The 11,933-nt window shown below is 70.6% G+C and carries 11 protein-coding genes and 1 pseudogene; 4 read left to right on the top strand and 8 right to left on the bottom strand.

The genetic code is table 11. The features are described from left to right. Window positions 1–23: 23 nt before the first annotated feature. Entirely contained in the window at window positions 24–1,028 is a 1,005-nt protein-coding gene (locus tag QIS96_RS34670) for a MerR family transcriptional regulator (RefSeq protein ID WP_282546822.1), read from the bottom strand. A 145-nt stretch (window positions 1,029–1,173) separates the two neighbouring features. Between QIS96_RS34670 and QIS96_RS34665 the strand changes: the two genes are divergently transcribed. Then, on the top strand, window positions 1,174–1,749 hold the full coding sequence (locus tag QIS96_RS34665) for a sigma-70 family RNA polymerase sigma factor (RefSeq protein ID WP_282546821.1): 576 nt from the start codon (window positions 1,174–1,176) through the stop codon (window positions 1,747–1,749). 7 nt (window positions 1,750–1,756) lie between these two features. On the opposite strand, the gene QIS96_RS34660 is transcribed toward QIS96_RS34665, so the two are convergent. Together QIS96_RS34660 and QIS96_RS34655 are read right to left on the bottom strand one after the other, a co-directional pair. Further along, window positions 1,757–3,136, bottom strand: a complete 1,380-nt coding sequence (locus QIS96_RS34660) for a cryptochrome/photolyase family protein (protein WP_282546820.1) — start codon at window positions 3,134–3,136, stop codon at window positions 1,757–1,759. A 37-nt stretch (window positions 3,137–3,173) separates the two neighbouring features. Beyond that, window positions 3,174–4,775: an SDR family oxidoreductase gene (locus QIS96_RS34655; RefSeq protein ID WP_282546819.1), complete on the bottom strand. Its 1,602-nt coding sequence runs from the start codon at window positions 4,773–4,775 to the stop codon at window positions 3,174–3,176. 767 nt (window positions 4,776–5,542) lie between these two features. Here QIS96_RS34655 and QIS96_RS34650 point away from each other — a divergent pair. Together QIS96_RS34650 and QIS96_RS34645 are read left to right on the top strand one after the other, a co-directional pair. After that, window positions 5,543–6,118 carry a fasciclin domain-containing protein gene (locus QIS96_RS34650; RefSeq protein WP_282546818.1) on the top strand — a complete coding sequence of 192 codons (576 nt, stop codon included), beginning with the start codon at window positions 5,543–5,545 and terminating at the stop codon, window positions 6,116–6,118. Between the two features lie 177 nt (window positions 6,119–6,295). Then, window positions 6,296–6,499, top strand: a pseudogene (locus QIS96_RS34645) (DUF255 domain-containing protein); the annotation flags it as partial. A 26-nt stretch (window positions 6,500–6,525) separates the two neighbouring features. Here the strand turns inward: QIS96_RS34645 and QIS96_RS34640 are convergent. From QIS96_RS34640 to QIS96_RS34625, 4 genes are all read right to left on the bottom strand, one after another. Continuing rightward, on the bottom strand, window positions 6,526–8,106 hold the full coding sequence (locus tag QIS96_RS34640) for a hypothetical protein (RefSeq protein ID WP_282546817.1): 1,581 nt from the start codon (window positions 8,104–8,106) through the stop codon (window positions 6,526–6,528). A gap of 323 nt (window positions 8,107–8,429) precedes the next feature. Then, entirely contained in the window at window positions 8,430–9,044 is a 615-nt protein-coding gene (locus tag QIS96_RS34635; RefSeq protein WP_282546816.1) for a hypothetical protein, read from the bottom strand. A 3-nt stretch (window positions 9,045–9,047) separates the two neighbouring features. Next, window positions 9,048–9,392, bottom strand: coding sequence for a helix-turn-helix domain-containing protein (locus QIS96_RS34630; protein WP_282546815.1), 345 nt, complete (start codon window positions 9,390–9,392; stop codon window positions 9,048–9,050). Window positions 9,393–9,401: 9 nt separating this feature from the next. Next, complete coding sequence (locus tag QIS96_RS34625) at window positions 9,402–10,505, bottom strand: tyrosine-type recombinase/integrase (RefSeq protein ID WP_456316904.1); 1,104 nt, start codon at window positions 10,503–10,505, stop codon at window positions 9,402–9,404. Window positions 10,506–10,609: 104 nt separating this feature from the next. Here QIS96_RS34625 and QIS96_RS34620 point away from each other — a divergent pair, with 104 nt between their 5' ends. Then, window positions 10,610–11,353, top strand: coding sequence for a class I SAM-dependent methyltransferase (locus tag QIS96_RS34620; protein ID WP_282546814.1), 744 nt, complete (start codon window positions 10,610–10,612; stop codon window positions 11,351–11,353). Between the two features lie 96 nt (window positions 11,354–11,449). On the opposite strand, the gene QIS96_RS34615 is transcribed toward QIS96_RS34620, so the two are convergent. After that, window positions 11,450–11,854: a hypothetical protein gene (locus QIS96_RS34615; protein WP_282546813.1), complete on the bottom strand. Its 405-nt coding sequence runs from the start codon at window positions 11,852–11,854 to the stop codon at window positions 11,450–11,452. Window positions 11,855–11,933: the final 79 nt, after the last annotated feature.

The raw sequence follows: 11,933 nt of genomic DNA, 5'->3' as shown, positions 1-11,933 counted from the left end.
CTCGGGATGGCACTCCGTCGTCGTCACCGTCGACTGAGCGTCGACGGCATCGGCTGTGCGCCCGTGCGGAAGAACGATTCAAGGAGGGCGAGGCCGGAGGCGAGTCCCGTGAGGCGGCTCGCGCCCGGCTCCGGGGTTGTGCCCGCCCAGCCCGGTCCCGCGAGCAGGACCAGGGGATGGCTGCGGGCGCCGCGTACGCCCCATTCAAGAGTGCGGAGCGCGCGGACCACGGCCAGGTCGGCGGTGCCACGGGACTGTGACGACAGGACGACGGCGCCCGGCCCGGTGCGCCGGGCCGCCGAGTGGAGGGCTTCCTTCGGCAGCGCGGCCCCGAACATGCGGGTGGGCAGGCCCCGTTCGGTCAGGGCCGCCCACAGCGCTTCGATCGGCAGGCTGTGCTGCTCGTCCGGCATACAGGCCAGGAGGATCGGTCGGCGACTGTCCGCGGCCGGGGTGACCGCCGAGCGGAGCGTGGCCGACACATGCCAGGAGAGGAGGTGCTCCACCTCGACGTACGACTCGTCCGACGTCGACCACTTACGGCCCACGGCGTGCAGGGTCGGGGCGATGATCTGCTCCCAGGCCACCACGATCCCGTACGCGTCGATCGCGGAGCGGAGCTCGGCCTGCACCGCCGAGGCGTCGAGTCGCACGGCGGCGCGCGCCAGGCCTCGGCTCTCCGGCCAGACCCGGCCCAGCGGCAGATCGCGGAAGCCGCCCGGAGTTCGGCCTTCAGCGCGGGGCCGCGGCGCTGCCGCCGTGGGGCGGCCCGGCGCCCGGCCGTCGTCCGCCATCGCCAGCCGTGCCGCTTCCGCGGGCGTGACACCCTGCGCGGTCAACCGGCACATGTGCTCCAACCTGGCCACGTCCTCGGGGGACCAGCGCCGGTGACGCCCCTGCTCGCGGTGGCTCGGGCCGATGCCGTAACGACGCTCCCACGTGCGCAGCGTCGTCTGCGCGACACCGAGCCTCCGGGCGAGCGCCCCGGTGGTCAGTGAGGCCCGAGAGGCCTCGGCGGAAGCACTCACGTTCCCTCCTCCTCATCGCCGTCACCGACTACACCGCCACCTTCCAGGCTAAACGATGCACAAACGACGCATCTTGTGGACGGGATCTCCTCGCGATCACTCTGACGACAGGCGCGACGAGGCGAGTGCTGAGGGAGTGCTGACGATGGCCACGACGCTGCGGCCTCGGGACGATCAGCTGATCGTCGAGGCGTTCCTGCGAGGCGACGAGGACGGCTGCAGGCTGGTGTACGAGCAGTGGGCGGGCCTCGTCCACGCCCTCGCGCGCCGGGCGCTCGGCGACCCCTGCGAAGCCGAGGATGTGACGCAGCAGGTCTTCATCGCCGCCTGGCGCGACCGCCGCGGGTTCCGTCCCGAGCGGGGCACCGCCGCGTCCTGGCTGGTCGGTATCGCCAGGCACAAGATCGCGGACGCGCTCGCGGCACGGGCCCGTCGGGCCCGCCTCGCGGACGCGGTGCGGTCGGATCAGGACGTGGAGCCACGGCTGCCGGAGGGGCATGTGGCGCAGCAGGCCGTGGACCGTGTCCTGGTCCAGTACGAACTGAGCCGGCTTCCCCGCGCGCAGCGGGAGGTTCTGCAGCTGGCCTTCTACGCGGACCTCCCCCAGTCACAGATCGCCGCCCGCACCGGGCTGCCGCTCGGCACGGTCAAGAGCCACGCCCGCCGGGGGATGCACGCGCTGCGGCTGCGTCTGGAGTGCCTGGATCAGACCGCGCGCTGATGGCTCGTCAGTCGCGGCCGCGGGCCCGTTTGAAGCGGGTCAGGCCGTCGGCGAGGTCGATGAGCGGTTCCGGGTAGCCGAGCCCGGCGCGGGTCTCGCCGGGCAGCCGCCAGGGCTCGTGCACCAACCGGCCCTCCACATCGGCGAGTTCCGGCACCCACCGGCGGACGTACGTTCCGCGCGGGTCGAAGCGCTTGCCCTGGACCACCGGGTTGAGAACGCGGTGCGGGCGGGTGTCCGTGCCGGTGCCCGCCACCCACTGCCAGTTGAGCTGGTTGTTGACGACGTCCCCGTCGACGAGCAGGTCCAGGAAATGCCGGGCTCCGATGCGCCAGTCCACGTACAGGGTCTTCGTGAGGAAACAAGCCGTCAGCAGGCGGGTGCGGTTGTGCATCCAGCCCTCGTGGCGCAGTTGGCGCATGCCCGCGTCGACGACCGGGTAGCCGGTGCGTCCGTCCCGCCAGGTGGCGATGTCCTCGGCCGCGTCGTCCTCGCCTCGCCAGTGGTCGTGCCGGGTGCGGTAGTCCACGGTGGCCGCGTCGGGGCGGGCGGCGAGTACCTGGTGGTGGAAGTCGCGCCAGCACAATTGCCGTACGAACGCCTCCGCACCGGGGCCGCCGTGCGCGCGGGCGCGCTGGACGAGTTCGAGGGGTGAGAGGGCCCCGAAGTGGAGGTAGGGCGAGAGGCGGGAAGTGGCGTCGCCCGCCAGGTCGTTGTGCTGGTCCTCGTACCCGGACAGGTCGCCGGACCACCACCGGGCGTAGAGGGCGCGGCCGGCCGTCTCGCCGCCCTCGGGGAGTCCGGGCGAGGTCGCGTCGACGTCCGTGGCCGACGACGGGGCCTCGCCGCGCGACGCGTCGGGGACACGCACGGTACGCGGCGGCGGCAGCGGCTCGCGCAACGACAGCTGCGACCAGCGACGGAAGTAGGGGGTGAACACGGCGTAGTGGTCGGTGCCGGACCCGGCGGGTGTCACCGCGCCGGGGGCGACGGCGGTGGTCACGGCGTCGTGGACGTGCAGTGTCACCCCCGGCGCTGCCAGCGCCTCGCGCAGCCGTTGCTCGCGCCGCTGGGCGTACCCGGTGACGGCGGCGGCCATGTGCACCTCGGTGGCCCCGCACTCGGCGGCGACGGCGGGCACCTCCCGGTCGACGGCGCCGGTCCGCACCACGAGGCGGCCACCCCGGTGCCGGAGCCGCTCGTCGAGGTCGGTCAGACAGTCGGCGAGGAACGCCCGGCGGTTGGGCACGTCGAAACCGGCAGCGTGCACCCCCGGATCGCGTACGAACAGGGGGACGACCTCGTCCGCGGCGCGCACGGCGGCGTGCAGCGGGGGGTGGTCGTGCAGACGCAGGTCCGCGGTGAACAGGACGACCGCGACGGTCATTTCGCCACTCCAGGGGGTGGTGGTACGAGGGGACTCTTCACCGCTCTCTTCGCCGGCCGGCCGCCCGTCGGATGCGCTCGACCGGCGAACCGGACGACGACCGCGAGGCGCCGGTGCCACGACCGCCAGCCGCGGCGTGGGCGATGTTGCGTGCCATGCCCCCGAACACGACGGCGTGGAAGGGCGAGACCGACCACCAGTAGGCGTGCCCGAGGAGCCCGCGGGGATGGAACAGGGCGCGTTGCCGGTACCGGGTGCGCCCCTGCTCGTCCGTGTCGACACGCATCTCCAGCCAGGCCAGACCCGGCAGCCGCATCTCGGCGCGGAGCCGCAGCAGCCGGACGGGTTCGATCTCCTCGACCCGCCAGAAGTCCAGGGAGTCGCCGGCCCGCAGCCGTTCGGCGTCACGTCGTCCGCGGCGCAACCCGACCCCGCCGGCGAACCGGTCGAGCCAGCCGCGCACGACCCAGGCGAGCGGGAAGGAGTACCAGCCGTTGTCGCCGCCGATCCCCTCGATCACCCTCCACAGGGCCTCGGCGGGCGCGGCGACGGGGAGTTCGCGTTCGTCCTCGTACAGGCTGCCGCCGGCCCAGTCCGGGTCGGTGGGCAACGGGTCGCTCGGCGCGCCCGGCGCCCCGGCGGACGACCAGCGGGTGGCGACCTGCGCCTGCCCGACCCGCCGCAGGGCGAGGGCCAGCGCGTCGTCGAACGGCAGCGGGCGGCCGGGCGGGTCGGGCACGTACCGGGCGATGTCGTGTTCGTCGCAGACCACCTCGTGCCGCAGCGACTCGGTGAGCGGGCGGGCGATGGACGCGGGGACGGGCGTGACGAGCCCGACCCAGTGGCTGGAGAGCCGGGGCGTAAGGACCGGGACGGGGACGATGACGCGCGGCTTCAGCCCGGCGACGGCGGTGTAGCGGGCCATCATGTCCCGGTACGTGAGGACGTCGGGCCCGCCGATGTCGAAGGCCCGGTCCACATCGGCGGGCAGGCGGGCCGAGCCGACGAGGTAACGCAGCACGTCACGGACGCCGATGGGTTGCGTACGGGTGTGCACCCAGCTCGGGGTGACCATGACCGGCAGGCGTTCGGTCAGGTAGCGCAGCATCTCGAAGGACGCCGAACCGGACCCGATCACCACGGCCGCCCGCAGCACGGCGGCGGGCACGGGGCCGTCGAGGAAGATCCGGCCGACCTCGGCACGGGACCGCAGGTGGGGCGAGAGGTTGTGCTCGGGGACGCCGCGCGGGGTGAGCCCGCCGAGGTAGACGATCCGGCGCACCCCGGCAGCGTGCGCCCCTTCGGCGAAGACGCGGGCCGCGCGCCGGTCGGTCTCCTCGAAGTCCGGTCCGGTGCCGAGGGCGTGCACCAGGTAGTAGGCGACATCGATGCCCTGTAGGGCGGCGGCGACGGACTCGGCGTCGGTGACGTCGCCCCGTACGGCTTCGACCCGCGGGGCCCAGGGGTGGTCGCGGAGCTTGCCGGGGGTGCGGACCAGGCAGCGGACACGGTGGCCCGCGTCGAGCAGCTCGGGGACGAGCCGCCCGCCGATGTATCCGGAGGCCCCGGTGACGAGACAGTGCAACCGAATCCGACGCCGGACCGCACTGTCCACCTGACCGTTCACCTGCTCGCCCATGACTCCCTCCTCAGAACTTGCCGCTCTCCACCTCAATACTTCGGAACGACCGCCGCATCCGGATGCACGCATCAGCACCCGCTGCGAGAGCACACTCGGCCACCACGCGCGGGGCACTATGTCGTTCACAAGCGCGGGCACAAGGAGTGAGCAGACGCCCAGGGTGTCGAGGAAGGCAACCTGGTCGCCCTTCCTGGCAGCGCCGAAGAGGGCTGCGCACCATGACCCAGCACGCGGCGACGGGGCCCTCGAAAATCGACATCCGCATGGTCACGCTCGCCGACGGGCGAGTCCTCGACCTCACGCCCGCCACTCGCCCCGGCACGGCGTGCCTGGCCGACGAGGAGTCGCCCTACCTGCTGCGGCACGCCGGCACCTGTCGGCCGGTGACCCTGGGAACCCGCCGCCTTCGAGACCTCGCCGCAGGGGGGCGGCTTCGCAGGCGGTTGCGCCTACAGGATCTCGCCGGCTCGCCACGCGCGTGGGCACAGTCCGCTGCCACACCCGCGCAGGAACCTCGGCGACGAGCACGACGCGTTCGCGCGCCGCCATGGCCGAGGGTGGTGAGCTTCTCTGCAGGACGGCAACCAGAACCTGGGAAAGATCCAGAATCCGACACATCCGCCGCCACGACGGCTCCGAATTACCCGTAGGTGGAAGCAGAGCGTCAGGCCGAAAACCTCGGCCTTCCGCTGCCACCCGGCTTCACAGCCGACCCAGGGTGCGGAGGGTTCCCAGAGTCCTCCACCGCCCGGAGAGGTTTGATCATGACTGCTCTACGCGTGCGCAAGGTTCTCGTCGCCGCCGCCGTCCTGGCACTGCCCGCTTCGGTGGCGCTGTCCACATCGGCCACTGCGCAAGGCATGGACGATCCGTTCGGTCCGGCGTGTGCGTCGGTGCCGAAGGACGGCGCGGGCTCGTTCGACGGGATGGCCAAGGACCCGGTGGCCACCGCCGCATCGAACAACCCGGCCCTGTCGACGCTGGTCACCGCGGTGAAGAAGGCCGGTCTGGTCGACACCCTGAACAACGCGAAGGACATCACGGTCTTCGCCCCGACCAACGACGCCTTCGCCAAGATCCCGAAGGCCGACCTCGACAAGGTCCTCAACGACAAGGCACAGCTCACCAAGATCCTCACCTACCACGTCGTGGGTGAGCGGATCACCCCGGACAAACTCCAGGACGGCACGTTCAAGACCCTCCAGGGCGGCGAGTTGACCACCGCCGGCTCGGGTGAGGAGTACAAGGTGAACGATTCGGCGAAGGTCGTCTGCGGCAACGTCAAGACCGGCAACGCCAACGTCTACATCATCGACAGCGTCCTCATGCCGAAGTCCTGAGCGAAGAGTCCGGGTCGCGCGGGCCGCGCGTGGGCACATTCCCGCGCGCGGCCCTGACGCAGGCACCAGCCCTTCCCGCAGACCACGAACGTGCCTCTTTATTCCCGCCTCCGACGCAAAGGCCGGCGGGACGTTGCAGCCGTAGACCGACAGAATCAACCGCGTGAGGTACCCGGCGTGGATTTCCCACAAGCCGCACGACCTAGGAACCGACTTGCCAATGAGTAGTCGCCCTACCTACTCCAGCACGCCTCCAATCCAGTGGACTGGTGGCCATGGGGAGAGGAGGCGATGACGGAAGCTAAGGGGCGGGACGTACCCATCCTCTTGAGTGCGGCGTATTCGTCCTGCCACTTACAGCTTCTGCCAATTTGCTGGTGCCCGAACGGCGGGTAGAGGTCCGGGGGTCAGGGAGTTCGGCGTCCTCGTTGTCGGTGGACAAGCACGGTGGCGTACACGGCGTCGTCGGCAGCTGCGATGCGCTGCCAGGTGTCGGCGGTGGTCTGGCACAGGCCGAGCAGACGGCTGACGACCACGGCGGGCAGTTCGCCGGCGAGTTCTATCAGGGCGGTGCTGCGGGCGATACGCGCGGGAAATCCCAGCTTTCGCAGGTGATGGGACAGGTAGTCGCTGCTGATGTGTTGTCCGGGGAACCGGCCCGGGAAAAGCCAACGGACCTCTGGTGGCGCCCCGGTCTGGACCGCCTGGTCGTGCAGTTCGCGGAGGTAGGCGTCCAGCGGTGGTGGCATCTGGGCGGGTACGTTGCCGAGCTGCAGGGCGAGGTTGGGTCCGTCGAGGCGGATGTCGCGGGTGGTCAGGGTGACGATCCGCGTCAAGGGTTGGGCGAACAGGAGCACCAGCAGGGCAGCTGTCCTGTCGCGGACGGACAGGCCGCGGTCGTGGAGGAGTCGATTCACGAGGGCCCAACGGGCGTCGGCGGCGAGCAGGTCGGCCTTGATGATGGGCACGGGCAGGGGCACGCGCAGGAGTTGGGTGTGGCCGCGGGTGCTGGCCCAGCCGACGAAGGTGTAGACGTGCGTGTGCGTCTGCCGCTGGTCCAGCCACGCATCTATGTGATCTTGGGTGCAGGCGCGGAGCGTGGCGCCTTGCTCGGCAAGCCAGTTGAGCAGGCGCACGGTATGGCGTACCTGCGCTCGGGCCTGGTGGACCTGCATCGAGGTGAGCGGGCGGCGCTTCGAGCAGGCTCGAAGACGGCGCATCAGATGCCATGTGGTGAAGGAATGAAGGACGCGACGTGCTTCTGCTTCCTGAACGCGCGCGAGAGCGGTGGGGATCCAGCGTTGCAGGGCCGCGAGCCGTTCGTCGCGCGGGGGAAGGGCGCCGCCGGCCATCAGGATGGTCCGCAGGTTGTTGACGATCTTGGCAGGGCCCAGCTGGTCGAGCGTCTGGTGGCCGACTGGGCCATGCCCGGCGGCGAGGGCGCGCAGGAGGGTGGCCCGCTGGGGGCGGCGGGAGAGCCACGAGATCATCGCCTGGGGATCGCGGCGCAGCAGAGCGTCGAGGACGGGCTGGACGTCCGGGCGGACGCGGCTGTGGGTGCTGAGCAGTTCATGGAGCTGGTGGTGCGCCGCGCAGGGGGCGCACCGTCCCGCGGCGACGAGGTGGGTCACTTCTCCGCACGCGCGGCAGGCCCGCTTGCTGGCGGGATGGCTGCGCCAGCACGTCGTGCACAGCCCCGCGCCGTCGGGAGCACGCGTGTTGATGCGAACCGTCTTGCCGCAGCTGGCGCAGGGACGGCGCTTGGCTCCGCACAGGGTGCACCAGCCTCGTCCGTCGGGCGTGCGGTAGCTGACGTAGTGCTCGCGTCCGCAGCCCGAGCAGGTTTCGCGTGGGCGCAGCTTGTGGCGGCATGCATCGCATGTCGGGGTGCCGGCATCGATGTAGAGGCAGGGACGTTCCGCACCGCAGCGCACGCAGGTCGCCGTGGGCGGCGTGTAGCAGCGGCCGCACAGTGCCTGGTCGTCCACGCGGGCGTGGATCGGGCGGCGCCGGCCGCACCGGTCACAGGTGCGCTGGGCGAGCGGGTCGCGACGCCGGCACGTGCCGCACAGGGGGCGGCCGTCGAAGGTCCGCCCGATCACCGGGCGCCGACGGCAACAGGCGGAGCACTCGGCGACGTTCGTCTCCGTCCGGCACCGTTGGCAGCAGCGCACGCCGTCGACGACCTTCGTGAGCGCCACGGTGCGCCCACACCGCGGGCACGGCGGAACGACCAGGCCCTCGGCCCCGCGCCGAATCAGCGCCTTGATCAGCGCGGTCGTCCTGACCGGGCCCTTGGCGCCGCCGCCGGTCAGCAGGTCCGGATGGTCCGACAGGGCCCACAGCAGCTGACGCTGGCGGTGCCCGGTGGGCTCCACTTCCCGCACCGCCCGGCGATCGTGGCCATCGAAAGGCCAGGACATGCCTGCTTGATCGCGGAGCACACCGCATCCAGGGGCTGCGCTCCGCCCTCGGGCGGATGCCGTTTGCAGTACGGCCGGCCGTCGCGGTCGCGGAAGGCGACGGACCGGGTTGCGCACACGGCGCAGGCGGTGTCCCGGGTCGTGGTGCGCACGGCGCAGGCGCCGCAGATCCGGGTGCGCCCATCTGCCTCCAGGGCCTTCAGCGGCCGGGCCTGCCCGCACCGTCCGCAGCGCGGCTCTCGTACCTGGTGAGCACCGCAGTGCCGCAGTTCTCGCACCAGCCGCTCCAGCAGCCGCGGCGACTGCGGGCGCCCGGCCGTCAGCCACTGCGGGTCCCCCACCAACATCGCTGCCAGGGCCCGGCGTTGGGGCGCGCGGCGCAGGGTCGCCGCGAGCACCCTGCGTACCGTCTCGGCATCCAAGTGCGGCTCGATCGTCAGGACCGCTTCGGTGATGATCGCTTCCGGGTCGATCGCGTGGCGCGGCAGTTCAGCAGCAGGCACCGGCTACTCCTCGGGTCGTACGACGCGGGCCCGCTTGGGTCGGAACTCCCCGACACCGTCCGCCTCGGCCGGCATCGGGGCGCTGCTCGCGGCGGCCTGGCGACGGGATCCGCGGGCGGCGACGGGCTCGATGAGGTGGTCCATCGAGCAGCCCAGGATGTCCAGCAAGGCCATCAACGTCTTGAGGCTGAGCCGTTCGGGACGTTCCGTGACCAGCCGATAGACCTGGCTGGGCGAGAGATCGATGCCTCGTTCGGCCAGCTTGGGCCGCAGGTCGGTCGTCGAGAACATGCCCTGGGTGGCCATGACCTCCCGCAGGTGCCACCGGTAGTCGAGTTTCTGCGTCACCACTTCTCCTCACTGCCCGCCGCGCAGCGCCCTGTCCAGCACGGTGCGCATCATCGTGTTCATGAAGTCGCCGCTGACGCCGGTGTACAAGGCGGTCGTCGAGGCGTATTGGTGCCCCACCTGCCGTTGGACGAAGGCCGGGTCGGCGCCGTCCTCGATCTGGTGGGTGACGTAGCTGTGCCGCAGGCAGTGCGGCACGAGGTCGCCGTCCAGGCCGAGCGCGTCACGGTAGGCGGCGAACCGGTCCTCGATATCGCGCACCTGCAGCCGTCCGCCCCGCTCGGTCGGCCACAGCACCGCGGCCGGCGCCTTGGTGTACCGGGGGCGGATGTTGCTGACGTAGTCGTCGACCGACTCTACGGCCCAGGGCATCACGCTCAGCACGGTGCGGCGCTTGGGCGGCGAGCCGCGCGTGCGCTTGCCCCAGCGCACGTGCAGCGACCCGAACCGCCCCAGCTCAGGCGCCTTCGCGTTGCGGTACCAGTCGGCGAGATCCAGCCGGGCGCACTCCGAACAGCGCAGCCCCCAGCCGTAGATGACTTTGAAGACCGTGGCGTCCCGGTACGCGGCCAGGGCGCCCTTGCGGCCCAGCCTGATGGCCCGCTCGACCTGGGCGTCGGCGTAGTCGAGGAAGTACTGGATCTCCTCGCGGGTCATCGGGCGGCGAGCGGCTTCGCCCTCGTAGTCGACGAGGTGGGCGGCGGTGTTCCACTCGTGGCAGATCTGCACCGGGTGGGTGCCGAAGCGCAGCTCGCACTCTTGCGGCCACTGGTAGTACGGCGAGGTGATGTAGTCGCAGAAGAGCCTGATCGCGGTCTGGTACGCGCGGATGGTCGACTCCGCCCGGTGGAGCTCCGCGATCAGGTAGGTCGTCCACTCGTCCATGGCTGCGGCCGACCAGGTCCACGGGTACGCCTCGGCGAAGCTGTTGAAACGGCATACGACACGCGCGCGGTCGTTGATCGTCTTCTGTTGCAGGCGTCGGCCGCCCCGTTGCTGGCGTGCCCAGCCTTCCAGCATCGCCTCAAAGACCATGTCTTCGGGATGCAGCAGCACTGCTCCGTTGAGCAAAACCAACTTGGCGGAGCCCGTGGGCAGATCGGTCGTCGTCACGCTCCCTCGCTTTCAGAGAGTGCGTGAATCGTGCAGCAGATGCGAGATCCACATCAAGAGGGCAGCTCAGCCCACCCCAACTTCGTTTCACTGGCGGTACGTTGATGCCGCAGGTACCGAGGCCGTCCGATTCCGAATCGCGCATCGGATGCAATTCCCCGGCGTTCCTCAACGCCAAGAGCTGGACCCTTTACGGTCGGCGCCAACTGGAGCACGCCTACGTACCACCCGTCCCCGAGCGCATCTCCTGGGGCCCATGGAAGGACGTCGGCCCGGGGGCCGAGGTGCTCGGCGACATCACCGGCAAGCGAGTGCTCGACATCGGATCAGGCGCCGGCTTCCACGCCGCTCACCTGGCCCGCACATACGGCGCTCACATCACCGGCATCGAGCTGTCCCCGACCCAACACAGCCGAGCCGTCGCCAACTTGGGTGCCGAGCCCGGCGTGCAGTCCCTCTGCAGCGACGTTGTCAGCCATCTCGACGGTGCCGAGCCACCGCTCTACGACGCGGCGTACGCGATCGGCACGCTCGCATACATCGATCCGTACCAATCGCTGCCCGCACTACGTCTGGGACTGCACCCTGGTGATCCGTTGGTGTTCTCCGTTCTGCACACGGACTTGAACGGGAAGGGGCCATCCACCACCGTCGCGCCGCGTGCGCAAGAGGTCCGCCTGCGCCAGGACCCACCAATTCCCGTTCAAATGTGGGTACTTACCCCACAGGTGTGGCAACACCTGCTCACCGACACCGGGTTTGTCGTCGACGACATCCAGCTCCTCAGCGCCCCAGACGCCGACAACCCCGTTATTCATCAGGTGATCTGCACCCGCCGCCGTCTTTGATACTCCTTGTTCTCCGCTTCCCGTGTCAGATAAGAACGCCGAGGAGCGCCACCGATTCGTCGGTTGGCGATCCTCGGCGTTTGGTCCCGTGCTCGCCTACTTCAGGTAAATCCCGGAGAAGACACCGTCGAAGCCGAGCGCGACGAGGCACTGCTCGACGCTGGTGTAGTTGGTGACGTCCGGGCTGTCGATCAGGGCGTCGAAGTCGGCGCGGCTGATCTCGGGTTCGAGCCACTGGTTGCTGCATCGGCAGCGGATCCAGACATTGCGGCCGTGGTTGATGAGCAGCCAGTCGCGTCGGGCCCGGCAGGTTGAGCACGTCGCGGGGATGCCTCCGAGGGCGAGCTCGTGGGGGTGGCTGAGGCAGCGGGTCGCGCCGGGGCCGTTGGCCGGTCGGGGCTCGTACTGGAGTTGCAGCAGGGGGTCGGTGCCGGCGGGAAGGACGGGCAGCGCAGGTGCCGGCTCCGTGGTGCGGTCGGTGGTTCTGAGCACGATCGTCATCTCCCGGTCGAGGGCTTCCTGTTCATCCGTAACAGCCGGTGGAACCGGCTGTCCAGGCGTTTGATGGTGTCTGGCTGGT

It is taken from the genome of Streptomyces cavernicola, assembly GCF_029968035.1.
GTDB classification, from domain to species: Bacteria; Actinomycetota; Actinomycetes; order Streptomycetales; family Streptomycetaceae; genus Streptomyces; species Streptomyces cavernicola.
The sequence above is the reverse complement of the archived record's forward strand: the minus strand, read 5'-3'. Positions and strand labels throughout refer to the sequence as shown.